At 74.1% G+C, this 26598-nt stretch carries 18 protein-coding genes; 6 read left to right on the top strand and 12 right to left on the bottom strand.

Features of this window, described 5'->3' with window-relative positions; translation table 11 throughout:
• Window positions 1–6 precede the first annotated feature (6 nt).
• A complete protein-coding gene (locus tag RGE_RS18385) occupies window positions 7–567 on the top strand; it encodes a PEP-CTERM sorting domain-containing protein (RefSeq protein WP_232504956.1) in 561 nt (186 codons plus the stop codon).
• 44 nt (window positions 568–611) lie between these two features.
• On the opposite strand, the gene RGE_RS18380 is transcribed toward RGE_RS18385, so the two are convergent.
• The 3 genes from RGE_RS18380 to RGE_RS18370 all read right to left on the bottom strand — a co-directional run bounded on the left by RGE_RS18380 (window position 612) and on the right by RGE_RS18370 (window position 4037).
• Window positions 612–2051: a S41 family peptidase gene (locus RGE_RS18380; protein ID WP_014429956.1), complete on the bottom strand. Its 1440-nt coding sequence runs from the start codon at window positions 2049–2051 to the stop codon at window positions 612–614.
• A gap of 84 nt (window positions 2052–2135) precedes the next feature.
• Window positions 2136–2870: a PEP-CTERM sorting domain-containing protein gene (locus tag RGE_RS18375; protein ID WP_014429955.1), complete on the bottom strand. Its 735-nt coding sequence runs from the start codon at window positions 2868–2870 to the stop codon at window positions 2136–2138.
• An 84-nt stretch (window positions 2871–2954) separates the two neighbouring features.
• Window positions 2955–4037, bottom strand: a complete 1083-nt coding sequence (locus RGE_RS18370; protein WP_014429954.1) for an ABC transporter ATP-binding protein — start codon at window positions 4035–4037, stop codon at window positions 2955–2957.
• A gap of 95 nt (window positions 4038–4132) precedes the next feature.
• Here RGE_RS18370 and RGE_RS18365 point away from each other — a divergent pair, with 95 nt between their 5' ends.
• Window positions 4133–5734 (top strand): ABC transporter permease, encoded by a 1602-nt coding sequence (locus RGE_RS18365; protein WP_043785675.1) that lies wholly within the window; start codon window positions 4133–4135, stop codon window positions 5732–5734.
• On the opposite strand, the gene ku is transcribed toward RGE_RS18365, so the two are convergent.
• Window positions 5623–6555, bottom strand: coding sequence for a non-homologous end joining protein Ku (gene ku / locus RGE_RS18360; protein WP_014429952.1), 933 nt, complete (start codon window positions 6553–6555; stop codon window positions 5623–5625). The genes RGE_RS18365 and ku overlap by 112 nt on opposite strands.
• Window positions 6556–6645: 90 nt before the next feature.
• Between ku and RGE_RS18355 the strand changes: the two genes are divergently transcribed.
• The gene (locus RGE_RS18355; protein ID WP_014429951.1) at window positions 6646–7002 is read left to right on the top strand and encodes a hypothetical protein; all 357 of its coding nucleotides are present in this window, start codon (window positions 6646–6648) and stop codon (window positions 7000–7002) included.
• A 1-nt stretch (window position 7003) separates the two neighbouring features.
• Here the strand turns inward: RGE_RS18355 and RGE_RS18350 are convergent, their stop codons facing one another.
• Genes RGE_RS18350 through recC form a run of 6 tightly spaced genes read right to left on the bottom strand, consistent with a single transcriptional unit; the run spans window position 7004 to window position 20686 of the window.
• Window positions 7004–7966 carry a hypothetical protein gene (locus RGE_RS18350; protein WP_014429950.1) on the bottom strand — a complete coding sequence of 321 codons (963 nt, stop codon included), beginning with the start codon at window positions 7964–7966 and terminating at the stop codon, window positions 7004–7006.
• Between the two features lie 4 nt (window positions 7967–7970).
• Window positions 7971–10604, bottom strand: coding sequence for an AAA family ATPase (locus RGE_RS18345; RefSeq protein WP_014429949.1), 2634 nt, complete (start codon window positions 10602–10604; stop codon window positions 7971–7973).
• A complete protein-coding gene (locus tag RGE_RS18340; RefSeq protein ID WP_014429948.1) occupies window positions 10601–11707 on the bottom strand; it encodes a metallophosphoesterase family protein in 1107 nt (368 codons plus the stop codon). Before RGE_RS18340 ends, RGE_RS18345 begins: the two co-directional genes overlap by 4 nt.
• On the bottom strand, window positions 11704–13722 hold the full coding sequence (gene recD / locus RGE_RS18335; protein ID WP_014429947.1) for an exodeoxyribonuclease V subunit alpha: 2019 nt from the start codon (window positions 13720–13722) through the stop codon (window positions 11704–11706). The genes RGE_RS18340 and recD overlap by 4 nt, the downstream gene beginning before the upstream one ends.
• The gene (gene recB / locus RGE_RS18330) at window positions 13722–17354 is read right to left on the bottom strand and encodes an exodeoxyribonuclease V subunit beta (RefSeq protein WP_014429946.1); all 3633 of its coding nucleotides are present in this window, start codon (window positions 17352–17354) and stop codon (window positions 13722–13724) included. Before recB ends, recD begins: the two co-directional genes overlap by 1 nt.
• Window positions 17351–20686 carry an exodeoxyribonuclease V subunit gamma gene (recC, locus tag RGE_RS18325; RefSeq protein WP_014429945.1) on the bottom strand — a complete coding sequence of 1112 codons (3336 nt, stop codon included), beginning with the start codon at window positions 20684–20686 and terminating at the stop codon, window positions 17351–17353. Before recC ends, recB begins: the two co-directional genes overlap by 4 nt.
• 213 nt (window positions 20687–20899) lie before the next feature.
• Between recC and RGE_RS18320 the strand changes: the two genes are divergently transcribed.
• Window positions 20900–22450 (top strand): methyl-accepting chemotaxis protein, encoded by a 1551-nt coding sequence (locus RGE_RS18320; protein WP_014429944.1) that lies wholly within the window; start codon window positions 20900–20902, stop codon window positions 22448–22450.
• On the opposite strand, the gene ggt is transcribed toward RGE_RS18320, so the two are convergent.
• On the bottom strand, window positions 22451–24307 hold the full coding sequence (gene ggt, locus RGE_RS18315) for a gamma-glutamyltransferase (RefSeq protein ID WP_014429943.1): 1857 nt from the start codon (window positions 24305–24307) through the stop codon (window positions 22451–22453).
• Window positions 24308–24408: 101 nt separating this feature from the next.
• Entirely contained in the window at window positions 24409–24723 is a 315-nt protein-coding gene (locus tag RGE_RS18310) for a hypothetical protein (RefSeq protein WP_043784269.1), read from the bottom strand.
• A 306-nt stretch (window positions 24724–25029) separates the two neighbouring features.
• Here RGE_RS18310 and RGE_RS18305 point away from each other — a divergent pair, with 306 nt between their 5' ends.
• Window positions 25030–26193 carry a methyl-accepting chemotaxis protein gene (locus tag RGE_RS18305; RefSeq protein ID WP_014429941.1) on the top strand — a complete coding sequence of 388 codons (1164 nt, stop codon included), beginning with the start codon at window positions 25030–25032 and terminating at the stop codon, window positions 26191–26193.
• Between the two features lie 26 nt (window positions 26194–26219).
• Window positions 26220–26588 carry a response regulator gene (locus RGE_RS18300; protein ID WP_009858027.1) on the top strand — a complete coding sequence of 123 codons (369 nt, stop codon included), beginning with the start codon at window positions 26220–26222 and terminating at the stop codon, window positions 26586–26588.
• Window positions 26589–26598: the final 10 nt, after the last annotated feature.

The following is a 26598-nucleotide window of genomic DNA, read 5'->3' as shown; positions in this document are numbered from 1 at the left end:
CATTGTGTGGCCGCCGTTTCCGTGGCGCTGGCCGGCGCGGCCCAGGCCACCGAGATCGTCGACTTCGACGAGTTCGGCGAACGCGTCGAAGCCGTCGCCAGCCTCGTCTCCGGGCCGCTGGTCTTCAGCTCCGACTCGGGCTACCTGGGCGTCGAGCTGACGGCGCCCAATGTCGGCGCCTTCAACGGCACGCCCTATCTGATCGACTCGCGCGGCACGCTGAGCGTGGCGCGCAGCGACGGCCAGGCCTTCCGGCTGGACGGCTTCGACATCGGCCAGAGCTGGTTCACGACCCAGCCCACCGCCGCCATCACCGTCACCTACGATCTGGCCGGCGGCGGCAGCAGCAGCCAGACGCTGGCGCTGACACGCGACTTCCAGCGCCTGACGCCCGGGATCGGCATCACGGCGCTGCATTTCGCGCTCGACGTGCCCTCGCTGGGCGGCGGCTACGTCGCGCTGGACAACGTGGCGATCTCGGCGGTGCCCGAGCCGGCCACCTGGGCCAGCTTCGCGCTCGGCCTGGCGCTGCTGGGCGGGGCGGCGCGGCGGCGTCGCCCGTCCTGAACGGCGGCCGGCGCGGACGCCTGGGCCCGCTCCGGCGCCGGCACTCACTGCTTGTCTTCGGGCGCCTCGGCCTGGCGCTCGACGGCGGTCTTGCTGACGATCACCGGCTTGCCACGCAGCTGGTTGAAGGCCTGCACCAGCGGGAAGTCCTCGGCGCTGCCGAACTCGGGCAGCGGCTTGGGCGTTTCCTTGCTCTTGGCGAACTGCTCCTCGAGCTTCTGGCGCGCTTCCTCGCGGGCCTTCTCGCGCGCCTCGTCCTTCTTCTCGTCGGCGCCCTGCAGGTGCTTCTCGAGGTCGGCCTCGCGCATGCGCAGCGCGGCGAAGACGTTGCCCTCGGCGGTCTCGTCGAGCCAGACGTCGGGCACGATGCCCTTGGCCTGGATCGAGCGGCCCGACGGCGTGTAGTAGCGCGCGGTCGTGATCTTCAGCGCGGTGTCGGCCGACAGCGGGCGCACGGTCTGCACCGAGCCCTTGCCGAAGGTCTGCGCGCCCATCACGGTCGCGCGCTTGTGGTCCTGCAGCGCGCCGGCGACGATCTCGCTGGCCGAGGCCGAACCTTCGTTGACCAGCACCACCAGCGGCACCGTCTTCAGCGCTGCCGGCAGCTTCTTCAGCGGGTCGGAGCCGCTGCGGCGCAGGTAGTACTCGGGCGCGGCCTTGAAGGTCGCCTTGGAGTCGGCGATCTGGCCGTTGGTCGAGACGACGACGACGTCCGGCGCCAGGAAGGCCGAGGCGATGGCCACCGCGCCGTCGAGCAGGCCGCCCGGGTCGTTGCGCAGGTCGAGCACGATGCCCTTGATGTTCGGGTCCTGCTTGTACAGGTCCTCGACCTTGCGGGCGAAGTCGTCGACGGTGCGGTCCTGGAACTGGCTGACGCGGATCCAGGCGTAACCCGGCTCGAACATCTTCGCGCGCACGCTCTGCACGCGGATCTCCTCGCGCGTGATCGTCACCGGGAACGTGCGGTTCTCGCTCTTGCGCAGCACCGTCAGGCTGACCTTGGTGTTGGGCTCGCCGCGCATGCGCTTGACGGCCTGGTCGACCGACAGGCCCTTGACCGCGGTGTCGTCGATGCGCGTGATCAGGTCACCGGGCTTGAGGCCGGCGCGGAAGGCCGGCGAGCCTTCGATCGGCGAGACGACCTTCACCAGGCCGTCTTCCATGCCCATCTCGATGCCGATACCGACGAACTTGCCGCCGGTGCTCTCGCGGAATTCCTTGAAGCTCTTCTTGTCGAAGTACTGCGAGTGCGGGTCCAGGCCCGCGACCATGCCGCCGATGGCGTCGGAGATCAGCTTCTTCTCGTCGACCGGCTCGACGTAGTCGCTCTTGATCATGCCGAACACCGCGGCGAGCTGCTGCAGCTCTTCCAGCGGCAGCGGCGCGAGCGACTCGCGCGCATTGGCCTGCAGCTGCAGCGTCGTCATCGCGCCCGCGAGGGCTCCCACTGCCAGCAGCCCGGCAACCTTCAGTTTTGCACCCATGACGTCCTGCTCCGAAGCCTGACCTTCAACTGCGACGCAGTATAGGGTGCGAGGTTCCGCTTCCCGGGCTCAGGGTGATGCCCGTCAACCAGCGGGAGCGTGCGTGCTGCACGCCGGCCCGCCGCCTCGGGCCCGCCGGTGCGCCCCGCCGACGAACGCCAGGCCCGCCAGGCCGAGCAGCCAGGTCGGCGGCTCGGGCACCGGCGACATCGACGCCAGCGAATAGGTCGCCGCCAGCAGCTGGAACGTCAGCGGGGCGTCGGTGTCGTTGGTGTAGCGGTGCTCGAAGCTCATGCTGCGCGTGCCCGACGGGATGTCGACCACGTAGGCGCGGCCTTGGTCGCCGATGACGTTGAACACGGCATAGGCGCGCAGCTGCGCGCAGCGGTAGCACAGCGCCTGCGCGGTCAGCAGGCCGCTGAAGTCCACCTCGGTGTGCGGGCTCAGCGTGAAACCGGACATCGTGAAGGTATCCGTGACCGCATCGCCTGCGGCGCCCACCTCGGCCCAGGTCTCCAGGCGGTCGGGCGTCGCCTCGACGATCATCACCGTGCTGCCGCTCGACGCGTCGAAGCGGGCCGTCGGCCAGAAGCTGTCGTACGTCCTCGTGCCGTTCACGTAGTCGTAGTAACCCGCGTAGGCGGTGGTCGGCCGAGATTCGAGGGACGGCGTGATCGCGTCCGACGGGTCCAGGTCCACGAGCGTCACCTGGAAGTCCTCGAAAGAGGCATGGCTGCGGGCATAGGGCGCCGCCTGCAGCGTGCCGGTGCAGACGGCGGCCAGCAGCGCGGCCGAGATGCGAAGTCGTCTTGTGTTCAAGGCGGCGTTTCCCCCGGCGCCACCCCGGCACCGCCGGCGCCGGTGAGCAAACCCCGCTCCCGGGCGGGCCTCGGGCGTGGGGGCTCAGCGGGCCGCTTCGCGCGGGAAGGTCACGAGGTGGTCGACCTCGGCGCGGATGCCGATCCACTCGCCGATCGCGTGATCGTGGTGCGAAGGCACGTGCGCCAGCAGGCGTTCGCCGCCGGCCAGGCGCAGCGTGTAGAGGAACTCGGCGCCGCGGAAGGCTTTGCGTTCGATGCAGGCCTTCACCGGGCTGGTGTCGTCGTGCACGACGTCGTCGGCGCGCAGCAGCAGCTCGCAGTCGTCGCCCGGGAAGGCGCCGGGCAGCGGGCATTCGGCCGTGCCGGCCAGCGCGCCCAGCGGCGTCTGCAGCGCCGGCCGGCCGCCGTCGGCGGCGACGCGCGCCGGCGCGAACACGCCGTGGCCGATGAAGCCGGCGACGAAACGGCTCGCCGGCCGGTGGTACAGCGTGTACGGGTCGGCCCACTGCTCCAGCCGGCCGTCGTGCATCACGCCGACGACGTCGCCGAGCGCGAAGGCTTCGAGCTGGTCGTGCGTCACCAGCAGCGCCGTCGTGCCGCTGTCCTTGAGGATCGTGCGCAGCTCCTGGGCCAGCGACTCGCGCAGGTCGGCGTCCAGGCTGGAGAAGGGCTCGTCGAGCAGCAGCAGCTCGGGCCGCGGCGCCAGCGCGCGGGCCAGCGCGATGCGCTGCTGCTGGCCGCCCGACAGCTGGTGCGGCGCCCGCCGTGCCGCGTGGCCCAGGCCGACGAGGGCCAGCATCGCCGCGATGCGCGCCTCGCGTTCGGCGCGCGGCAGCGCCTTCAGCCCGAAGCCGACGTTCTCGGCCACCGTCAGGTGCGGGAACAGCGCGTAGTCCTGGAACACCATGCCGACACGGCGCGTCTCGGGCGCCAGGTGCAGGCCGGCGGCGGCGTCCGACAGCGTGCGCCCGGCCATCGTGATGCGGCCGGCGGCCGCGCGCTCCAGCCCGGCGACGGCGCGCAGCAGCGAGGTCTTGCCGCAGCCCGACGGGCCGAGCAGCACGCCGATCTCGCCAGCGGCCAGGCCGATCGACACCGCGTCGACGGCGGCGCGGGCCGTGCGATGCCCGTAGCGAACGGACACGGATTCGACGTTCAGGAACATCGGACGATGATAATTGTTCGCATTTCCACTGTGCCCCGCCGGATTCCCCGGTGCGAGCGCCGCGCGTCGCCGGCGGCTCCTGGGCCCGCGACGCGATGCGATTGCTGCTGACCCTGTTGTGCGTGGCGCTGGCCCTGCCGGTGCTCGGCGTGCTCGGCGCCTGGACGACGCTGGACGCCGCTGCGCTGGAAGTCCTGCGCCACCAGGCCTCGACCGTGATGGCCGGCTACGCCGCGCAGTCGCTGCTGCTGGTGGCGGGCGTCGGCGTCGGCGTCGCCCTGGTCGGCACCGGCGCGGCGGCGGCGGTGACGCTGTTCGACTTCCCGGGCCGGCGCGTGCTGGAGTGGGCGCTGCTGCTGCCGCTGGCGATGCCGGCCTACGTGCTGGCCTACGCCTGGACCGACGCGCTGCAGTTCAGCGGCCCGGTGCAGGTCGGCCTGCGGAAGCTGACCGGCGTGCAAGGCGCCTTGTGGCCCGACGTTCGCAGCCTCTGGGGCGCGGTGCTGCTGTTCGTGCTCTGCCTCTATCCCTACGTCTACCTGCTGGCGCGCACCGCGCTCGGCGAACGTGCGGCGCCGATGCTCGAAGCCGCGCGCCTGCTCGGCGCCGGGCTGCGCCGGCGCGTGCTGGAAGTGGCGCTGCCGCTGGCGCGCCCGGCGATCGCCGCCGGCATCGCGCTGGCGCTGATGGAGACGCTGGCCGACTACGGCGTCGGCAGCTATTTCGGGCTGACGACCTTCAGCACCGGCATCTACAAGGCCTGGCTGGTGATGGACGACCGCATCGCCGCGGCGCAGCTGGCGGCGATGCTGCTGGCCGTCGTCGCGCTGCTGCTGGTCGTCGAGCGCCGGGCGCAGAAGCGGCTGCGTTTCACGGCTTCGCGCCCGGGCGGCGCCGGCTCGGCCGAGGCCCGACCGCTGCAGCTGCGCGGCGCCGCGGCGGCGGCCGCGTTCGTGCTGTGCGCGCTGCCGGTGCTGCTGGGCTTCGTGCTGCCGGTCGGCTGGCTGGGCTGGCTGGTCTGGCAGGAGGCGACGGTGTCGGAGTTCGGCCTGCCGCTGCCGCGTTTCGCCGAGTGGGCGCGCAACAGCTTCGAGCTCGCCGGGCTGGCGGCGCTGGCGGCCACCACGCTGGCGCTGGCGCTGGGCTTCGCGCTGCGCCGTGGCGGCGGCGGGCCGCTGCCGGTGGCTGCGCGTGTGCTGTCGCTGGGTTACGCGGTGCCCGGCGCGGTGATCGCCGTCGGCCTGCTGCTGCCGGTGGCCTGGGTCCAGCGGGTCTGGCCCGAGGCGCCGCTGGGCGCGCTGTTCACCGGCACCGCTTTCGGCCTGGTCTATGCCTACTTGGTGCGGTTCTCGGCGGTGGCGCTGCAGTCGGTGGAGTCGGGTTACGCACGCGTGCCGGCCTCGGTCGACGAGAGCGCGCGCCTGCTCGGCGGCGGCGGCTGGCGGCTGTGGCGCGAGCTGCACCTGCCGCTGTTGCGGCGTTCGGCGCTGGCTGCGGCGCTGCTGGTCTTCGTCGACGCGATGAAGGAACTGCCGGCGACGCTGGTGCTGCGCCCCTTCGGCCGCGACACGCTGGCCGTCGTCGCCTACAACTTCGCGCGCGACGAGCGCCTGGCCGAGGCGGCCTTGCCCTCGCTGGCCATCGTCGCCGTCGGCCTGCTGCCGGTGCTGCTGCTGTCGCGCGCCTTGCGCGCCTGAGGCCGCGGCCCGGCCGCCGTCTTCGACGCGGGCGCGGCCTTGGCGCCGCGCGGCCCCAGGCTTGCGCGCAGCGCGTCCATCAGGTCGATGACCTGGGCGCCGCTGCGCTCCTCGTGCGGTGCCTGCTCGACGACCTGGCGGCCGGCGATCTTGCGTTCGATCGCCGCCTGGATGCGCTGGCGCTCCTCGTCGTGGAACTGCGCCGGGTCGTAACGGTCCTGCGAGATCTGGCCGATCAGCTGGCGCGCGAGCTGCAGCTCGGCCTTGGATACCGCCAGCGGCGCGATGCCCAGGTCGGCCGGGCGGCGCACCTCGTCGGCGTAGAGCAGGGTGTGCAGCACCAGGCCTTCGTCCAGCGGCCGCACCAGCACCACCGACTGCTTGCCGCGGAAGGTCCAGCGCGCCAGCGCGCAGCGGCCGGTCTCGCGCATCGCCTCGCGCAGCAGCGCATAAGGCTTGCCGCCGCGTTTGTCGGGTGCCAGCAGCCAGGCCTTGTCGACGTACAGCGGGTCCACCGCGTCGGCCGGCACGAAGGCGACGATGTCGATCGCCGGGTCGTCGTGCTCGTCGAGTTCGTGCAGTTCGTCGGGCGTGAAGACGACGTAGCGGTCCTTCTCGAACTCGTAGCCCTTGACCATCTCGCGGCGCTCGACGCGCTTGCCGCTCTTCTCCGAGACGTACTGCTGGCGCACGCGCGTGCCGTCGGGCGCCAGCAGGTGCAGGCGCACGCCGGCCGAGGGCTCGGCGGCGGAGAACAGCTGCACCGGGATGCTGACGAGACCGAATCCCAGCGACAGCGAGGCGATCGGGCGCGCGGACATGGCGGCCGCCGGCAGGCGGCGTGCCCGAGGGCGGAACGCGGGTTGCCGCGCCGGGGCCCCGCGCTCGACCGCGGACACGAGGAGACGACGATGACCCGACTTCATGCAGCCGCCCTGCTGGCCGCTTTGGCCACCGCCACGTCGCTGGCCGCCGCCCAGGCCCCGGCCGGCGACGCCACCGACCCTGCCGCCACCGGCCAGCGCCAGGGCAGCGAGACGACGCCGTCGACGCTGCCGCCCGGCGCCACCTCCAGCGACGGCAACAAGGCCGCGGTGCCGGCCAGCGGCGTGCCGGGGACCCAGCCCGGCGACATGTCGACGATGCCGGCCGACCCCTCGACCGGCTCGACGCCCGGCCAGCCGCCGGGGGTCGGCAGCCCGGCCGACAAGGCGATGACGCCTCGCGGCCGCGGTTCGGCGGCGTCGGCGCCGACGACCGGGCGCTGATTCAGGCGCGCGCCGGCCGCGGCGCGCGCCGCCAGTCGGCCGCCGCCGAACGCCGCGGCAGCGGCGGGATCTCGAAACGCGGCATCTCCTGCACGCAGAAGCTGAGCGCCAGCACCAGCGTCGGCAGGTGGTAGAGCACGAACCACAGCCCCGGCTCGCGCCGGTCGTCGCCGCCGTGCGGCATCAGCGCGACGGTGGCGACCAGCGCCACCGCGGTCAGCGACGGGATCGCGCGCCGGAAGGCCGCGACCCAGCGCGCTGCGGCCAGGCGTTCGTGATATCGCGCCGGCGGCTCGGCCAGCGTCTGCGCCAGGTGGGCGGCGGCGCGGTCCAGCTCGGCCTCGGCGCGCCGGCAACGCTGGGCGATGCTGCCCGGCACGCGCAGCCGGCTCTCCCAGCCGCCGGGCTTGCGCGCCAGCGGCGCCCAGTTCCAGCCCAGCACCGCGAGCAGGTCTTCGGGCAGCTCCAGCTCGTGGCCGCCGGTGGCCGCCAGCGTCAGCTCGGCCGACATGCGGCGCACCGCCGGCAGCGCCAGCGTCAGCGTCAGCACGCCGGCGATGCGCGCGACGCCGCGTTGCAGCACCAGGCCGTCTTCGCCGTCGCCGTCGACCGCGTAGTCGCGCGCCACGGTCCAGCCCTCGCCGGCGCTGAAGGCGCGCTGCGGCGCGACGGCCATCAGCCGGTCGTGCAGCTCGCCGGCGTCGGCGCCGGCGGCTTCGAGCCGGGCGCGTGCGCCGGCCATCGTCAGCACGCGCGCCAACCTGAAGCGGCCTTCGGCGCTGCAATCGAGTTCGAGCTGGTCGTGGATCGCCGGCAGCGACTCGGTGGCCGCGTGCTCGGCAGCGCGGAAGACCAGGCGGCGCGCGAGGCGGTCGCTGGCCGCCAGATCGACGCGGCAGCCGCGGCGCGACAGCGGCGCGACCAGCGCCAGGATCTCGTGGTGCGACAGCGGGGGCAGGGACATCGTCTCAGCCCGCCGTGTCCAGCCGCCGCACCGGCACGCCCAGGTCGCGCCACTGCGCCGGGTGGCAGCTGAAGACCAGCAGCTGGTGGCGCTGCGCGGCGTCGAAGACGATGCGTTTCATGCGCTCCAGGCGCTCGGCGTCGGTGTGCACCAGCGCGTCGTCGAGGATCACCAGCGTCGGCCGCCCGGCTTCGCGCAGCAGGTCGGCGTAGGCCAGCCGGCAGACCAGGCCGAGCTGCTCGCGCGCGCCGAAGGACAGCGTCTCGAAGGCGCCGCGCTCCTCGCCGCGTAATCCGGGCCGCGCCAGCACCTCGGGGCGCAGGCTCTCGCCGACTTCCAGCCGCCCGGCCGGGAACAGCAGCGAGGCGTAGTGGTCCAGGTGTTTCTGCAGCGGTGCCTGCAACCGGCGCGTCAGCGCCTGGCGGCGGGCTTCGAGCTTGGTGGCCAGCAGGTCCAGTGCGTCGGCGCGGCGCTGCAGCTCGTCGCGGCGGCGCGCGGCGTGTCCGGCGGCGGCGCGTTCACCGGCCAGCTGTTCGTCCAGGCCTTGCGCGCCGACGGCGGCGAGCTCGGCGGCCAGGCGCGCGACTTCGAGTTCGCGGGCGCGGTGGGCGCGTTCGGCCTCGTCGGCGCTGCGGCGCAGGCGCTCGACGTCCTGGCGCAGGATGTCCGGGCGCGCGGCGGCGATGCGTGTCTGCACTGCTTCCAGCCGCGCCTGCGCCGCGGCCTGCTGGGCCTGGGCGTCGGCCAGCGCGAGCTGCTGGCGGCGCTGGGCTTCGGCGCGCGCCGGGTCGGCCAGCGCCGCGGCCAGCGCCTGGTGCTCACGTTCGGCGGCCTGGTGCTCGGCTTCGGCGGTGGCACGTTCGCGCTGGCGCGCCTCGGCCTGGCGCGCGGCCTCGGCACGCGCCTGTTCGGCCGCCGTGGCTTCGGCCTCGGCGCTGGCGACGGCCGGCGCTGCGGCCGCGGGCGCCGGCGGTAGCGCGGCCAGCGCCTGTTCGGCTTCGGCGCGGCGCGCCTGGGCGCGCGACAGCTCGGCTTCCAGCGCGTCCAGCCCGTGCGGCGCCAGCAGCGCCAGCGCCTGGCTGGCGCCGGCGGCTTCCTGCGACTTCAGCGCATGCGCCGCGGCGCGCGCTTCGGCCTCGTCGGCCGAGGCCAGCCCCAGGCGCTGCAGCAAGGCGGCACGTTCGTCGGCTAGGCGGGCGTGTTCACGCACCAGCGCCGCCAGGTCTTCGCCGCCGGGCACGACGGTGATCGTGCCGCCGGGCAGCGACAGCGTCGCGGCCTGGGTCAGCCGGCGTTCGCCCTGGCCCACGAGCGGCGCGCCGTCGAGCGCAACGCCGGCGTCGGCCTGCAGCTCGAAGGCCAGCCGGGTGGCGACCGCGTCCTGGCGGATGCCGAGTTCGTGCAGGCGCTGGCTCTGCTGGCGCAGCGTCTTCAGCTCGGCGGGCGGCACGGCCAGCGCCTCGGCCTCGCGGCGCAGCGCGGCGGCGCGCTGAGCTTCGGCGCGCGCGCGTTCGAGTGTCGCGGCGGCGCTGTCGGCGGCCTGGCGGGCGGCGGCGAGGTCGCGGCCGAGCTGGGCGCGGGTCTGCTCCTGGCGTGCCAGCGCCAGCGCCGCGCGCGCGGCGGCGAAGCGGGTCTCGGCGGCGGCCAGCGCCTGGCGGGCGACGGCTTCGGCGCCGGCCGCGGCTTCGTGGCGGTGCCGGGCCTGGGCGCGTGTGTTCTCGCGGGTCGCCAGTTCCTGCTGGCGCCGGGCTTCGTCGGCGATCTGCTGGCGCAGCAGCCCGGCCAGACCGTCGGCCTGGCGCAGCGTCGCGGCGGCGGCTTCGTGCTCGCGCTGCAGGCCGTCGGCGGCGGCCAGCGCCTCTTCGGCCTGGGCGAGCTGCTGACGCAAGGCCTTCCACGGCGCCTCGCGTGTCTCGGCCTCGTGTTCGTCGCGCAGGCGCTTGAGCCGGTCGACCTGCTCGGCGTGGCGGTGCACCGCGGCTTCGGTCTCGGCGACACGCTCGGCGCTCTCTTCGGCGGCGCGCTGGGCCTCGGCCAGCGCGCCGGTCGGCCGGCCGGTGGCGGTCAGCAGCTCGCGGCGCAGCAGGCGCACACGGTCCAGCACCTCGTCGCCGCCGGTCGCCGCGACCTCGCCGAGCGAGGCGTTCAGTGCCCGCTGCAGATGCGCCGCGGCGTGTTCCACCGGCCCTTCGATGGTCTGCGTCGTGCCCTGTTCCACCCACAGCAGCCCGGGGATGCCCCAGTGCTTCTCGTCGCTCGCGCCGCGCGAGGCGAACTCGAAACCCAGCAGCTCGGCCAGGTGGTCCTCGGCCTCGGCGCCTTCCCAGCGCCGCGCCCCGGCGACCAGTTCGCAGCGTTTCTTCTGCAGAAAGCTCTTCGTCAGGCGGTAGTCGGTGCCGCCGAGCGTGAAGTCCAGTTCGACGGTCGGCGCCGCGGCCGAGTCGCCCCAGGGCCGCAGGTCTTCGGCGCCGCTGGAGCGGTGGCGCTCGAAGAAGGCGGCGCGGATGGCGCGCACCAGCGTGCTCTTGCCGCTCTCGTTGGGTGCGGCGAATACGTTCAGGCCGGGTGCGAAGCCGGTGATCTCGAAGGGGTCGCGGAAACGCCGCAGCTCGGCGACACGCAGCCGGGTGAGCTTCATGCCGCGGCCTCCTCGCGCCCGGCCAGCAGGCCGGCGAGCACGGCCAGCGCCTCCTGCTCGACCGGGCCGTCGGCCTCGCGCAGCTCGGCCAGCACCTCGCCGAGATAACCGTCGGCGTGCAGCGCGGCCAGGTCTTCGGCGGTCGGCGCCAGACGCAGGCCGCTGCGCTCGCAGCGCAGCGCACGCACCCGCGCTTCGGCGGCAGCAATCGCTTCGTCCAGGCGGGCGCGGCCGGCCAGGTCCAGCGTGCCGGCGAGTGTCAGCTGCAGCACCTCGTCGGCGCCGCAGGCGGCGAGTTCGGCGACCAGCGCCTCGACGTCGGACGGCACGGCCAGCCGGCGCTCCAGCGTGCGCCAGCGGTGGCGGCCCAGCGGCAGCGCCTCGACCTCGGGCACGGCGCCGGGGCCGGCGATGCGCACACGCAGCACCTGGCCGGCGCCGTTGTCCTTGAAACGGTCCTGCTCGGGCGTGCCGGCGTACCAGCAGCGTTCGCCGATGCGTTTGGCGCCGTGCCAGTCGCCCAGCGCCAGGTAGTCCAGGCGCGCACGTTCGGCGCGATCCGGCGCGATCGGGTTGGCCGAGTCGATGTCCTCGGCCAGCAGGCCTTGCACCGCGCCGTGCGCCAGCCCCAGGCGCAGCCAGCCTTCGGGCGTGGTCCAGCCGTCGAAGGGCTCGGTGAGGTCGGTGTAGGTGTGGCGCTGGGTCAGCGGCGCGCACAGCACCGCGGCGCGCTGCTCGGGCAGTTCGACGACGCCGGGCTCCAGCGCCAGCTTCACGTTCGCCGGCACGACACCCAGGCGCAGTGCGTGGCGCCACACGCCTTCGGCCAGCGCGGCGTCGTGGTTGCCGGGGATCAGCACCCAGCGGCCGGCGAAGGGCTCCATCGCGTTGAACAGGCGGCGGATCGTGCGTGCCGAGACGCCTTGCGCGTCGAAGACGTCGCCGGCGACGAGCACCGCGTCGGCCTGCTCGTCGGCGGCCAGGCGCGCGATGCGCTCGACGGCGGCGAAACGTGCGTCGGCCAGCGCCGCGGCGTCCTCGGGTTCGAAGCCGCCGTACTGGCGGCCGATCTGCCAGTCGGCGGTGTGGATCAGCGTGGTCATGGGATGTCGAGTTCGTGCAGGCGGGCGGCCAGGCCCGAGCGGCGCCGCGTCGGCGAACGCACCGCGGCCGACAGCGCCGCGGCCGGGCCGGCCAGCGTGACACGCTGGCGGGCGCGTGTGATGCCGGTGTAGAGCAGTTCGCGCGTCAGCGCGCGCAGCGGGCGATCGGGCATCAGCAGCAGCAGGTCGGTGAACTCCGAGCCTTGCGACTGGTGCACCGTCATGCCGAACGCCGTGTCGTGCGGCGGCAGCCGCGCCGGCGCGACGCGGCGCCAGCCGCCGCCGGGCGCCGGGAACACGACTTCCAGCCGGCCCTGGGCGTCGGGCAGCGCCAGGCCGATGTCGCCGTTGAACAGCCGCAGCACGTAGTCGTTGCGGCGCACCATCACCGGCCGGCCCGGGTACCAGGCGCCGGGTGCGGCGCCGAGCGCGCGGCGCAGCTGGGCCGCGGCCAGCGCGTTGACGCCGGCGACACCGCGTGCGCCGTCGCGTGTCGCGCAGAGCACACGAAAGCCATCGAAGGCGCGCATCGCCGCGGCGGCGTCCTGCGGGTCGCGGCGCAGCGCGTCGACGTAGGGCGCGAAGCCGGCGGCGATTGCGTTGCGCACCGCCGCGCCGGGTTCGGCGCCGCGGTCGTCCAGCCACTGCACCGAAGCGTCGCCGCCGGCGCCCAGCCAGGCCAGCGCCTCGTCGGCGCGGCCGCCGTTGACCAGCGTGGCCAGCCGGCCGATGCCCGAGTCGGCGGCGAAACGGAAGGTGCGGCGGAACCAGACCACGCTGTCGGCGAGCGCCGGCGCGGCGGCCGGCGGCGGCCGCAGCGCCTGGGGGCTGACGCCGCAAGCCGCGGCGAGCTCGGCCCGGCAGCCGGGCGTCAGCGTCGTGTCGGCGCTCAGTTCGGCGAAGACCGCGCCGCTCTCGACCGCGGCGAGCTGGTCCTTGTCGCCGAGCAGCACGATGCGCGCGTGCGCCGGCACCGCGTCGAGCAGCCGGCGCGCCAGCGCCAGGTCCAGCATCGAGGCTTCGTCGACGACCAGCGCGTCGATCGCCAGCGGACGCTCGGCGCCGTGGAAGAAGCCGTCGGGGCCGGCGCGCAGCAGCCGGTGCACGGTGCTCGCTTCCTGCGGCAGCCGCGCGCGGATCGCCTCGGGGAGCTGCGCGGCGCGCCCTCGGATCGCCTCGGTCATGCGCGCCGCGGCCTTGCCGGTGGGCGCGGCCAGCGCGATGCGTGCCTCGGGGTCGTCGGCCAGCAGGCAGGCCAGCAGCGCGACGACGGTCGTCGTCTTGCCGGTGCCCGGGCCGCCGCTGATGACCGCCAGACGCTGGCGCAGCGCCAGCGCGGCGGCGGCCCGCTGCCAGTCGGGCGCCTCCTCCGTGCTGGTGTTGGCGGCGAAGAGTTCGGCCAGCCGCGCACGCGCGCCGGCGTCCAGCGCGCCGGGCACCGGCCGCGCCGCGGCCTTCAGCCGTGCGGCGAGGCGGCGCTCGTGGTCGAAGTCGCGCTGCAGGTAGAGCCGGCCGTCGGCGTCGAGCACCAGCGGCGCGGCGCCGGGCGCGTGCGCCGGGCCGACGACACACGAAGCTTCGAGCCGGGCGCGCCAGTCGCCGGGCTCGCCGTCGAGTTCGTCCAGCATCAGGCAGACGTGGCCGGCCGCGGTGGCACGCGACAGCGCTTCGGCGGCGCGGCCGGCGGCGTGGGCATCGTCGGCCTCGGCGCCGAGGCGGCGCGACCAGGCCTCGACGTGTGCTGCCAACCCGGCGGCCAGCGCTTCGGCCGGTGTTTCGGGGCGGGCCGGCGTCTCGTCCGCCGTTTCGGGCGTCTCGGGCTCCGGCACGACGTCGATCACGCCGCCGTCTTCGTCGAAGAAGACGTCGAGGTCGGGCAGGGCGTCGGCGGGCAGGTCTTCGACCCAGCCGGCGTCGGGCGCCGGTTCGGGCGGCGGGGCCACGACCGGCGGCGGCGCCGGTTCGTCGGCGAACAGCGGCAGCGTGCTCTCGTCGCGGGGGCGGCGGCGGCTCATCAGGCGTTCTCCACGGCGTCGAACAGCGCCGACAGGCGCTCGATCAGCGCGACGCTGGGTTTGTAGGCCCAGACGCCGGCAGGGCTGCCGTCGGCGTTGCGCCAGCCCGGGCGCAGGCCGCGCACGAACAGCACCATCGCGCCGCCGAGGTGGCGCTCGGGGTCGTAGCCGGCGCGGCGCGCACGCTGCCAGCGGTGCAGCGCGACCAGGTAGAGCAGCGCCTGCAGCTGGTAGCCGTGCGCGGCGACCTCGCGTGCCACCGGCTCGGGGCCGTAGTCGGCGGCGGTCCAGCCCAGGTGGTTGGACTTCCAGTCGAGCACGTGGCAGCGGCCGCGGTGCTCGAAGACCAGGTCGATGAAGCCGCGCAGATAACCGCGCAGCGTGCCGAAAGCCAACGGCGGCACCGGCAGGCCGGCTTCGCGCAGCACGGCCGCCAGCGCGTCGGCGGCCAGCGCGGGCGCCGGCAGCGTGAACTCCAGCTCGGCCAGGCGTCTGCCCGGCGGCACGTCGCCGAGCACGACGCCGCCCGGCAGCCGCGTCGCCAGCACGTCGGCGAGCAGCGTCTCCAGCATCGGCGCCAGCCGGCCGGCGTCGGCCTCGGCTTCGGGCGGGTGCGCGGCCAGCGCACGCGCCGCGGCCTCGGGCCAGCGTGCGGCGTCGGCGAAGTCGGCGTGCTCGAACAGCGCGTGCAGGCATTCGCCGGCCACCGCGCCCCGCGGGAAACGCAGCACGTCGTCGGCCGCCAGCGCCGCCGGCGCGGCACGGCGCGCCGGGCGCTGGGCCTCGTCGCGGTCCTGGGCGGCGCCTTCGTGGCGCAGGCCCTGGGTCAGGCTGCTGTAGCTGCCGATCCACCAGGCCGGCGGCACGGCCGGCGCCGGCAGCGCGACGATGGCCTCGGGGTCGGCGGCCTCGGCCGTCAGCGGCGTGCCCGGCGCGGCGGGCAGTTCACGCAGCGCGACGGTCTGCGCGTGCGTGGCGGCAAAGGCCGACCAGGCGGCGTCCAGCCCCTCGGGCGTGCGCTTGCCTTTCAGCCAGTCGGCGGGCTCTTCCTGGCCGTCGGCGACGAACCAGTTCAGCAACGCCTTCGTGCTCTCTGCGGCCGACTGGCGCACCGCGTAAGGCCCGACCACCAGCACCAAACGGTGCACCGCACGCGTCAGCGCGACGTAGAGCAGGCGCAGCGTCTCGGCGGCCTGCTCGACCTTGGCGCGTTCGTCGCTGCCGGGCTCGACCTCGGCGTCGCCGAAGACCCAGAGCTGCCGGCCGGCGGCGTCGTGCAGCTCGCGGCTCTCGCCGCCGCCGGTCGGCCCGGCGTGGCCGTCGAAGACGAAGGGGCAGAAGACGACCGGGTACTCCAGGCCCTTGCTCTTGTGGATGGTGACGATCTGCACCAGGTTGCGGTCGGACTCCAGGCGCAGCTGCGCCTCTTCGTCGCCGCCGGGCGCGCGGCGCTCGTCGTGCAGCCAGCGTTGCAAGGCCTCGGGCGAGGTGGTGGTCTCGGCGGCGCGCTGCAGGCATTCGGCGAGGTGCAGCCAGTTGGTCATGCGGCGTTCGCCGTCGGCGCGCGACAGCAGCCGCGCGGCGACGCCTTCGTCCTGCGTCCAGCGCCGCAGCATCACCGCGACGCCGCGCGTGAACCAGGTCTCGCGGTAGGCGGCGAAACGCTGCACGAGCTCGGCCAGCGCCGCCTCGTCGTCGGCCAGCGCGGCGATGCGTGCGGCGTCGAAGCCCATCGCCTCGGTGGCCAGCGCGGCGCGCAGGCGCGCGGCGTTGGCCGGCTCCAGCACCGCACCGAGCAGGCGTTCCAGGTCTTCGGCGTCGCGGCTGGCGAAGACGCTGGCCTGCGACAGCTCGACGCTGGCCACGCCCAGCGCCGCCAGTGCCTGGCGCATGCGCGCGCCCTGGCGGTGGCTGCGCACCAGCACGGCGATGTCGCCGGCGGCCAGGCCACGGCCGGCCAGCGTCGCTTCGCCGCGCCGGCCGGCGTCGACCAGGCGCGCGATCTCGGCGGCGCAGGCCTCGGCGGCACGCGCCATCGCCACGCTCTTGGCCAGCGGCTGGCCTTCGTCGTCGCGCGGCAGCGACCAGAGTTCGAGCGCGGCGCGCTCGGCGCCGCGGTCGGCGAAGGCCGCGCGCGGCTTGGCGCCGTAGCCGACCGGCTGGTAGTCCAGCCCGTCGAGCATGAAGGCGCGCGGCTGGTGGCCGAAGAGGCCGTTCAGCGCCGCCAGCAGCGGCTCGGACGAACGCTGGTTCTGCGCCAGCGTCCAGCTCGCGGTGGCGCTGCGCCGCGCCGCGAGATAGGTGTTCAGGTCGGCGTTGCGGAAGCTGTAGATCGCCTGCTTGGGGTCGCCGATCAGGAACAGTGGCGCGTCGCCGGCGCCGTAGACGGCTTCGAAGATCGCCCACTGCAGCGGGTCGGTGTCCTGGAACTCGTCGATCAGCGCCGCCGGGAAACGCGCCTTCAGCGCCGCGGCCAGCTGCGGGCAGGCGCCGCCGGTCAGGCGCTCGTGCAGGTTCTGCAGCATGTCGTCGAAGGCCAGCACGCGGCGTTCACGCTTCAGCGCGCGCAGCCGTTCGGGCGCGTCTTCGAGCAGCCGGCGCACCAGGCGCAGGCGTTCGACTTCCAGCGCGGCGCGCGCCGCGGCCAGCGCTTCGAGCAGCGCGTCGGCGGCTTCGAAGAAGGCGTGCGGCGCCGGCGGCGCCAGGCCTTTTTTCGGTTGCAGCTTCGCGGCGCCCAGCAGCGCGGCCTTGCCTTTGTCCAGCAGCTTGTCGGACGGCGCCAGCAGCGCCGACGGCGCGGCGGCGATCTCGTCCCAGCAGCGCGCCGCGGTGGCGACGCTGTCGGGCTTGTAGCGGTTGGCGGGCAGCCGCGGCAGCGCCTCGTGCACGGCGGCGAGCACGGTCTCGCGCTCGGTGCGCCAGAGCCGGCGGGCCTCGTCGAAGGCGCGTTCCAGCGCCGTCGTGTCGGCGGCCACCGGTTCGTCCAGCACCGCCGGCCACACCAGGCGCGCCAGCGGTTTGGCGATGCGCCGGCGCACCAGTTCGACCCAGGCTTCGGGCGTGTCGCCGCGCGAGAGCAGCAGCTCGGCGACACCCGCCGGCAGCGTGTCGGCGGCGACGTGGCGGCGCCAGAAGTCGAAGACGATCTCGCGCACCAGCGCGCCGTCGTCGGCCAGTTCCTGGCGCAGCGGCATCGCCGAGGCGAAGGGCGCGTCGGCCAGCGCACGCTGGCAGAAGCCGTGGATCGTGAAGATCGCCGCTTCGTCGAAGGTCTGCAGCGCGCGGGCTACGCGGGCGCGCATCTCGGCGTCGTCCAGCCCGAGCTCGGGCCGGCGCAGCGCGTCCAGCAGCCCGGCGACGAAGGGGTCGGCCAGCGCCGCCGGGCGGCCGTCGAGCGCGGCCAGCACGTCGACCAGACGGGCGCGGATGCGCTCGCGCAGCTCGGCGGTGGCGGCGTTGGTGAAGGTGACGACCAGCACCTGCTGTACCTCGAGCCGGCGTTCGAGCAGCAGGCGCAGGAACAGGCCGCAGAGGTTCCAGGTCTTGCCGGTGCCGGCCGAAGCCTCGACCAGCGCGATGCCGTCCAGCGGGCAGGCGAAGACGTCCAGCGGACGCGCGGTGACGGCGGTCATTCGAGCGCGCTCCCCTCGGCATGCGCCAGCAGCGGGCCGAAGACCGTGTGCGCGAGCTGCTCGAAGTCGCCGGCCAGCGCCTCGGCCTCGCGGCCGCGCCAGGCCAGGCGCATCGCTTCTTCGCCGCCTTCGGCATACGGCGTGCGTTCACCCGGCGTCCAGCACTTCAGCGCCGCGGCGGCGCCGTCGCGCACCAGCGCCAGCGAGGTCTTGGGATACAGCCGCAGCGGCTCGGCCAGGCCGCGCCGGTACAGGCGCAGCAGCGTCGCCAGCTGCTCGCGTGGCGCCTCGGGCGCACGCAGCAGCAGCTCGCCATTCGTCAGCAGCCAGCGCGTGCGCGGCGCGACGCCGGGCGGCGTGGCGGCGGCCAGCACCAGGTGGTGCAGCCAGGCTTCGAGCAGGTCGGCGCCCCGCAGCACGCCCCAGCGCCAGCGCACCAGGCCGCTGGCGCGCAAGTCGGCGAAGCCGGCGGCGACGGTCCAGCGTTCGCCGTCGAGATCGAAGTCCAGCTCGGCGCCCTGGGCGTCGAGCACCGGCTCGGCCAGCGCCGCGCGCACGCGTTCGGCGAAGCCGGCGACACGCGCGAACTCGGCGTCGCGCTGGCAGCGGCCCAGCGTGCCCGACGGCAGCTCGATGCCGGCTTCGGCGCGGCGCAGCGCGGCCTCGGTGTCGAGACCCGCCAGCAGCGGCGGCAGCAGGCGTTCGGCGAAGGCGCGGCGCGCCAGCGCATCGGCGACCAGCGGCTCGTCGTCCTCCAGCGCGGCCTCGTCGAACTGCAGCGCGATCTGCAGCCGCCGGCGCAGCAGGTGGCGCACCGGCTGGCGGAAGAACTCGACCAGCTGCGCCAGCGTCGGCGTGCGCCACTCGGGGCCGGGCGGTGGCAGCGGCGTGGTGAAGAAGGGCAGGGCCGGGTCGGGCGTGGCGTCGGCTTCCTCGTTTTCGTCGTCGCCGACCTCGGCCTCGGCGACCGGCGGCAGCGCCGCGGCCGTCGCGCCGGCGCGCAGCGCGGCGGCGAGTTCGGCGTCGTGGCTGCGCCGGCGGGTGTCGGCTTCGGCGTCGAAGAGTTCGGGCGCGAAGGACTGCAGCGGGTGTTCGACGACCAGGCGCTGGCGCGCCGCCGCCACCGAGCCCGGGTCCTCCGGATCCTCGGCCGTGGCCGCGGCCAGCAGCTCCAGCAGTTCGGCGACCAGCACCGACGGCGGCAGCGGCGCGTTGTCGCGCACGCTGCGGCCGCGCCAGCTCAGGTGCAGGTGTTCGCGCGCGGCCAGCAGCAGGTCGAGGAAGACGTTGCGCTCGTCGTGGCGGCGCTGGCGGTCGCCGCGCCGCGGCGCCAGCGCGATCAGGTCGAACTCGGGCGGGCGGGCGGTCGTCGGGAAGGCGCCGTCGTCCAGGCCGACGGCGCAGACGACGCGGTAGGGCAGGCCGCGCAGGCTGCTCATCGCCGAGAAGCTGACCGTGCCCGACGGCACGCCGCCGCGCGCCGGGTCGTCCAGCCGGGCTTCGAGCGCTCGGCGCAGCACGGCCAGCGGCAGCGCCGTCGTGGCGCCGGCGCCGGATGCGACGTCGTCGGCCAGGCGTGCGATCGTCCCGCGCAGTTCACGCAGCGCCGGCAGCTCGTCGCCGGCCGGGGCGACGAAACGGTCCAGCGCGGCGTGCAGCAGCCGCGCCCAGGCGGCGGCCGGGCGCGGGCGGGCGCTCTCGGCCTGCAGCCAGCGCAGCGCCTCGGCATAACGCCAGAAGGCGCCCAGCGTCGCCGCGGCCGAACCTTCGGCGTCGCCGGCCGGCAGCAGCCCGGGCAACGGCGACTCGGCGCCGGCCGGCAAGGCGTGGCCGAGGAACAGTCGGTCCAGCGCATCGGCCAGCGTGTGGCGGGCTTCGGCCGGCAGGTCGAAACCGGCGCGGTGCGTGGCGTCCAGGCCCCAGTGCAGGCCGCTGGCGAGCAGCCAGCCGTGCAGCCGCTCCAGTGCCGCTTCGTCGAGGCCGAAACGCCGCGCGACCGCCGGCTGCTGCAGCAGCGCGAACAGCTCGCTGGCCGCGACCCGCGAGGCGGCCAGCGACAGCAGCGCGAGCAGCGCGCGCGCCGCCGGGTCCTGGCCGCTGCGCGCGCGGCCGGTGACGGCGTAGGGGATGCGGCGCTCGGCCGGCACGGTGCCGAAGACGGCGTCGACCAGCGGCGCGGTGGCTTCCAGGTCGGGCGTGACGACGAGCACGTCGCCGGGCGTCAGCGTGGGGTCGGCGGCGAACAAGGCCAGCAGCCGGTCGTGCAGCGCTTCCAGCTCGCGGGTGCGCGAGTGCGCGACGTGGAACTCGACGCTGCGTTCGCCGGCCAGGTCGGCGGCCGAGCCCGGCTCGAGTTCGACCGAATCGAGGATCGCGCCTTGCAGCCGGCCGAGCAGCGTGTGCTCGGGCGGCCGGACGAACAGGTGCTCGTCGACGACGGCGTCGCCGGCGGCGTCGAGCAGTCCGTCGATCTGGGCCTGGGTCTGCTTGCCCCAGCCGGCGAGCAGCCGGTTGCCGACCTCGTGGCCGGCGTCGCGTCCGGCGGCCTGCAGCCAGGCCAGGCGGCGCGGGTCGACGAGCTCGAACCAGTACTCGCGGCAGGGGTTGAGCAGATAGACCTCGACCTCGATCGCCCGCCCCAGCGCCGCCAGCAGGCGCGCGTGCAGCGGGGGCATGGTCGGCAGCGCGACGACGTGCACACGCTCGGGCAGCCCGGCTTCGCGCGCCCGCGCCGCGCCGCCAGGGCCGGACAGCGTGTCGATGAAACCTTCGATCGGGTGGCGGCCGGAGACCCCGGTCTCGGCGACGACGCGCCGCCACAGATCGGCCTGCCAGGCGGCGTCGGCCGGCGCCGCGCCGCCGGGGAAGGCCACCGGCCGCCCGGCCAGCCACTCGGCCAGCCATTCGGGGCGGTAGGTGACGTACTGCTCGACGGTGGCGGCGATGCGTTCGGCCAGCTCCCAGCGCATCACCTCGTCGGCCTGCGCCAGGTAACCGGCCAGGCGCGGGTGGGCGCCGACCCAGTCGCGGTCGCCCAAGGCGCGCCAGACGCGCCAGGCCAGCACCTCGGGCGCGAATGGCGAACGTTCGGCGTCGATGCCGGGCACGACGGCGGCGATCTGCCGCCACAGCCATTGCGCCAGGTAGTCGAAACGCAGGTGCGCGCAGACGCCTTCGACCTGGGCGAACTCCAGCGTCAGCCGGCGGCGCAGCGCGGCACTGGGCACGACGATCTCGTCGGCGACGAACAGGTCCTCGCGTGGCACGGCCAGGCGCGCGCCCAGCAGCGCGGCCAGGGCTTCGAAACGGTTGGAGAAGTGCAGCGACAGCATCGGCGCGGGGAGTCTAGAGCGTGGCGGGGGCGCCACCGGGGGCATCCGCCGCCAGTCTGAGCCGCGTCAGGCTCATGGCTTGAGCTTGTGCCGTCGCCCAGGATGAGAACTATTGTTCGTCGTCGGCGCCGGATTGATTCAAGTTCAGACACGGTCCAGCCGAAATTCCGTCGATGCGGCCCGCAGAGGCCGTTGAATGGAAAGGCTCCCGGCATGCGAGTGAACGAACCCGTGACCCAGCGCGAGGTTGAGATGGACGATGGCAGCGTGCTGGTCTCGACCACCGACGCGCAAGGCCGCATCACCCACTGCAACAACGCGTTCGTTCGCATCAGCGGCTTCGACTACGACGAACTGATCGGCCAGCCGCACAACCTCGTGCGCCACCCGGACATGCCGCCGGAAGCGTTCAAGGACATGTGGCAGACCATCGGCCACGGCCGGCCGTGGTCGGCGGTGGTCAAGAACCGCTGCAAGAACGGCGACCACTACTGGGTCGTCGCCAACGTCACCCCGGTGCTGGAGAACGGCAAGCCGATCGGCTACATGTCGGTGCGGCAGAAGCCCACGCGCGAGCAGATCCGCGGCGCCGAGGCGCTGTACGCCCAGCTCAAGGCCGAACGCGAGTCGGGCCGCCACACGATCCGGCTGCACGCCGGCGGCGTGCGCTACCACGGGCTGCGCGACCTGCCGTACCGCGTCTTCCGGATGTCGCTGACGGTGCGCGTGGTCGGCGCCTTGTTCGCGCTGTTCTTCGGCGCGTCGCTGGCCGGCTGGTACTTCCAGGCCTTGTGGGCCTACATGCTGGCCAGCGCGGTCGGTTGCGCCGTCATCGGCAGCTGGTTCCACCTCTCGGTCGGCAAGCGCCTGGACGAATGCACGGCGACGGCCGCCCAGATCGCCGGCTGCAACCTCACCGGCCACATCGACTACGACCCGCGCCACCCGCTGGGCAAGCTGACGCGCAACATCTGGCTGGCCAACCTGAACATGCAGGCCATCGTCGCCGACGTGCGCGCCGAGGTCTCGGGCATGACCTCGGCGTCCAAGGAGATCGCGCAGGGCAGCAACGACTTGTCGCAGCGCACCGAGACGCAGTCCTCCGAAGTCCAGCGCACGGCGTCGGTGATGGAAGAGATCACCGGCACCGTCAAGGCCACGGCCGACACCGCGCAGCAGGTCGCTCGCGTCAGCGAGGACGCACGCGGCGTCGCCAGCCGCGGCGGCGACGCCGTCGTCGAGCTGGTGAAGACGATGGACGCGATCGAGTCTTCGTCCAAGCGTGTCGCCGAGGTCATCCAGGTCATCGAAGGCATCGCCTTCCAGACCAACATCCTGTCGCTGAACGCCGCGGTCGAAGCCGCACGTGCCGGCGAACAGGGCCGCGGCTTCGCCGTCGTCGCCAGCGAGGTGCGCGCGCTGGCCCAGCGCAGCAGCCAGGCGGCCAAGGAGATCCGCGAGCTGATCGGCAGTTCGGTCCAGCAGGTGACCGACGGCGCCCGCCGCGTGCAGACCGCCGAAGGCGTGATCGCCGAGGTCGTCGAGTCGGTGCACCGCGTCGGCACGCTGGTCGCCGAGATCACCCACGCGACCGGCGAGCAGTCGCAAGGCATCGCCGAGGTCAACGGCGCGATCTCGACGATCGACCAGTCGACGCAGCAGAACGCGGCGCTGGCCGAGCAGGCCGCCGCGGCCTGCGTGTCCCTGGAAGCCCGCGCCGCGACGCTGGTGCGCGCGGTGCAGATCTTCCGCGTCAGCGCCTGATCAGGGCTGGCGCCGCGGCAAGGCGATGACGGTGCCTTCGCGGCGCGAGTCGGCGGCGCCGTACTGGCGCCCGGTCGCCGGGTCGACGAGCACCGCCTGCACCGAGCCGATGTCGGTGATCGACACCGCGTAGCCCAGCGCCTTCAGTGCGTCGACGGTGGCCTGCGGCATCGTCGTCTCGGTGGCGACGTTGCTGCCGGCGCTGGCGACCGAGACCCGCGGTGCGTCGATCGCCTGCTGCAGCCCCATGCCGTGGTCGACGAGGTTCAGCGTCACGTTGAACACCGAGTTGATGATCGTCGCCCCGCCCGGCGAGCCGTAGGCGACGACCGGCTGGCCTTCGGGCGTGAAGATCATCGTCGGCGCCATGCTGCTGCGCGGGCGCTTGCCCGGCTGCACGTCGTTGCTGCCGGCGGCGCCGGTGTACGGGTTGACGGTCGGCGCCAGGTTGAAGTCGGTCAGCTCGTTGTTCAGCAGGAAGCCGAAGTTGCGGAAGCTGCCGTCTTCGCGCGTGTAGCCGGCGAAGACGCCGATGCCGTGCGAAGACTCGATGGTGTTGGTATAGGACACCATGTTGCCCCAGCGGTCGACGACCGAGAAATGCGTCGTCGTCTCGCCCGGGCCGTCGATCGGCGCGGCCACCGCCAGCGGCCGGCTGCGGCGCAGCGGCTTGGTGTCGTAGGGGCGCGGATCGCCGGCCGTCGGGTCGGGCTGGGCGCGCACGCCGGGCACGATCAGCGCGCTGCGCTGGGCGACGTACTCCGGGTCCAGCAGCCCGGCCGCCGGCACGTGCACGAAGTCCTCGTCGCCGGCCCAGACGGCGCGGTCGGCGAAAGCGACACGCATCGTCTCGACCATGGTCTGCACAGTCTTCGGCTCGCCGAAGCCCCAGCCCTGGCTGGCGTCGCCGATCGGGAAACGCTCGATCATCGCCAGCATCTGCAGGATGGTCAGCCCGCCGGAGGACGGCGGCGGCATCGACTTCAGCTTCCAGCCGCGGTAGCGGCCTTCGACCGGCACACGCAGCGCCGGCTGGTAGCCCTGCAGGTCGGCGTAGGACATGCTGCCGCCCTTGCTGCCGGCTTCGCTGCGCGTGAACTTCTGGCCTTCGACGATGCCCTTGGCGATGTCGCAGCCGAGTTCGGGCTTCAGGACGTAGAAGCAGTCGGGGCCGCGCGTGGCGATCAGGCGCAGCGTCTCGGCCAGCGGCTCGTTGCGGATCAGCTGGCCCACCGCCGGCGGCACGCCGCCGGGGCAGAAGAAGGCCTCGGCCTCGGGCGAGTTGCGGGCGCGGCTGTTGCAGCTGGCGCTGACGTAGCGCGGCGTCGCCTCGAAGCCCTGTGAGGCGAGCCGGATCGCCGGCAGCATCACCTGGCCGAGCTTGAGCCGGCCCCAGTGTTCGAGTGCCCAGGCGGTGCCGCGCACCATGCCCGGCACGCCGACGGCCACGCCTTGCAGCGACGGGTTGGGCACGCCGACGAACATGTCCGGCGTCGCGCCGGCCGGTGCCGTCTCGCGGCTGTCGAGCACGAAGGTCTCGCCGGTCTCGACGAGGTGGACCATCATGAAGCCGCCGCCGCCGATGCCCGCCGACTGCGGTTCGACGACGTTGAGCGCGTAGGCGATCGCGACCGCGGCGTCGACCGCGTTGCCGCCCCAGCCCAGCACACGCGCGCCGGCTTCGGCGGCGTAGGGGTTGGCGGTGGAGACGACGCCGCGTTTGAGCCCCTGGACCTTGGCCGCCTCGGCGACGGCGGCCAGGCGCGGGGCCGGTTGGGAGGTGTCGCGTGCGAATGCCGGCGGGCTGAGCAGCAGCACGGCCAGCGCTGCGACGCCGGCGCGGGGGGCGAATCTCATCGGGATCTCCGCATCGCAGGCGGCGCCCGCGGCGCCTGCATGCTCGCGCCGCCGTCCATAGGCGGCAAGCCCAAGACCCTGCCGCCGGCGGCCGCGGCGTATCAGAACGTGACCTTGCCGGTCTCGGCGTCGACCTTGATCAGGTCGCGCGCCAGCGCGGCCGAGGCGGCGCGTGCGAAGTCCGTGCGGAAGGCCTCGTCGTCGTGGAAGCCCTGCAGGCCGACCGCGCGCGCGATCGCCGCCAGCTTGTCGGCCACCAGCACCTTGCCCAGCGCGCGCAGCGGCTCGCAGTCGTTGGCGACGAACTGGTCGTCCAGCCAGCGTCGGGCTTCGTCGGCGGCCCAGGGTTTGTCGTGGTCCGGCAGGTTCACCGTCAGTTCGTCGGGGCCGAACACGAGGCGCACGGTCGATCTCATCGTTGGCTCTCTCCCAAGGGTTGCCGGCAGTCTAGGGGCGGGCGCAGGGGCTGGGCATGGGGGGAGTCCCTGCAGGCGCAGGACATGCGCAGGAGGGGCTCGATCGACGCAGTTTTGCGCCTTGAATCACTGTGCCGATATCGATTTTGCTAGTTACCACTCGCGTTCGTGAAGGATGTCGTGGGCGTGTTCATACCTGTTTGAGTCGCGCTTCATTCCGGTCGCCCAGGGACGATAGGCGTATGCATACGGCAAACGTACCGACACGGTCCGCCGCCGACATCTGCCGCACCGAACACCACGTCCATGACCGAACTCTCCTTGCCGACCTTGCCGGCCGAATCCAAGCCGCGGTTCCCGCTGGCGAGCTCGCGCTGGCCGGCGACGGCGATCGCCCTGCCGGCCGCGGCGCTGCTCGCCTGGGCCTCGGGCGGCGAGGCCTGGGCCTGCGTCGGCGCCGCCGCGCTGGTGCTGGTGGCCGGCATCGGCGACCGCCGCGTGCAGCGGGCTCGCCGCGAGCGTGATCGCCTGGTCGCCGAGTGGGCTGCCGCGCAGCGTGCTCTCGGCACCGAACTCGCGCCGCTGTGGGCCACCCACGTCGAAGGCGCGCGTTCGCAGACCGAGGCCGCCGTCTGTGCGCTGACCGAACGTTTCGGCGGCATCGTCTCGCGCCTGGACACGGCGCTGGCCGCGGCCGGCAGCGGTGGCGACCACGGCGCCGGCGAGGTGCAGGTGCGCAGCCGCCACGACCTCGAAGGCATTCTCGACTCGCTGCGTCGCGCCACCGGCGGCAACAGCGAGCTGCGCCAGGCGGTGCAGGAACTCGTGCCTTTCGTCGCCGAACTGCGCGAGATGGCCAACGAGGTCTCGGCGATCGCGTCCAAGACGAATCTGCTGGCGATCAACGCCGCCATCGAGGCCGCGCATGCCGGCCCCGAAGGCCGCGGCTTCGGCGTGCTGGCGCAGGAGGTGCGCAAGCTTTCGGCGCAGTCGGCCTCGACCGGCGAGCGCATGGCGCGCGACGTCGACTCGATCTCCGGCGCCATCCTGAAAGCCTGCGGCGACGCCCGCGACTCCGAAGCCACCGAGGCCGAGATGCTCGCCGCCTCGGGCCAGGCGATCCAGCGCGTGCTCGCCGACTTCGAGGGCGTGACGCGTTCGCTGGAGGACGCCGCCGCGCGGCTGCAGGCCGACAGCCAGGGCATCCAGACCGAGGTCGTCGAGTCGCTGGTGCAGCTGCAGTTCCAGGACCGCGTCAGCCAGCGCCTGAGCCACGTGCGCGACAGCCTGCAGCACCTGGACCATCTGGCGCGCGAAGGCGACGCCAGGCCGCTGGACACCGCCGTGCTGCTCGACGAGCTGCGCCGCAGCTACGCGATGGCCGACGAACACGCTGCCGAGACGGGACGCTCGGCAGCCGCGGCGCCCGCCGCACCGGCGCCGGCCGAAGAGGCCGTCACCTTCTTCTGATCACCCGGCATCACAGGACCGCCGACATGGCCAAGACCATCATGATCGTCGACGACTCGGCTTCGCTGCGCCAGGTCGTCGCCATCGCCCTCAGGGGCGCCGGCTACGACGTGCTCGAAGCCTGCGACGGCGCCGACGCGCTGCGCAAGCTCACCGGCGCCAAGATCCACCTGATCGTCAGCGACGTGAACATGCCCAACCTCGACGGCATCGGTTTCGTCAAGGCGGTCAAGCAGCTCGCGGCCTACCGCTTCACGCCGATCGTGATGCTGACCACCGAGTCGGCGGCGAACAAGAAGGCCGAAGGCCAGGCCGCCGGCGCCAAGGCCTGGGTGGTCAAGCCCTTCAGCCCGCCGCAGCTGCTGGCGGTGGTGCAGAAGCTCGTGCTGCCCTAGAGCGCAGGGA

It is taken from the genome of Rubrivivax gelatinosus IL144 (assembly GCF_000284255.1).
In the GTDB taxonomy this organism is placed as follows: domain Bacteria; phylum Pseudomonadota; class Gammaproteobacteria; order Burkholderiales; family Burkholderiaceae_C; genus Rubrivivax; species Rubrivivax gelatinosus_A.
The sequence above is the reverse complement of the archived record's forward strand: the minus strand, read 5'-3'. Positions and strand labels throughout refer to the sequence as shown.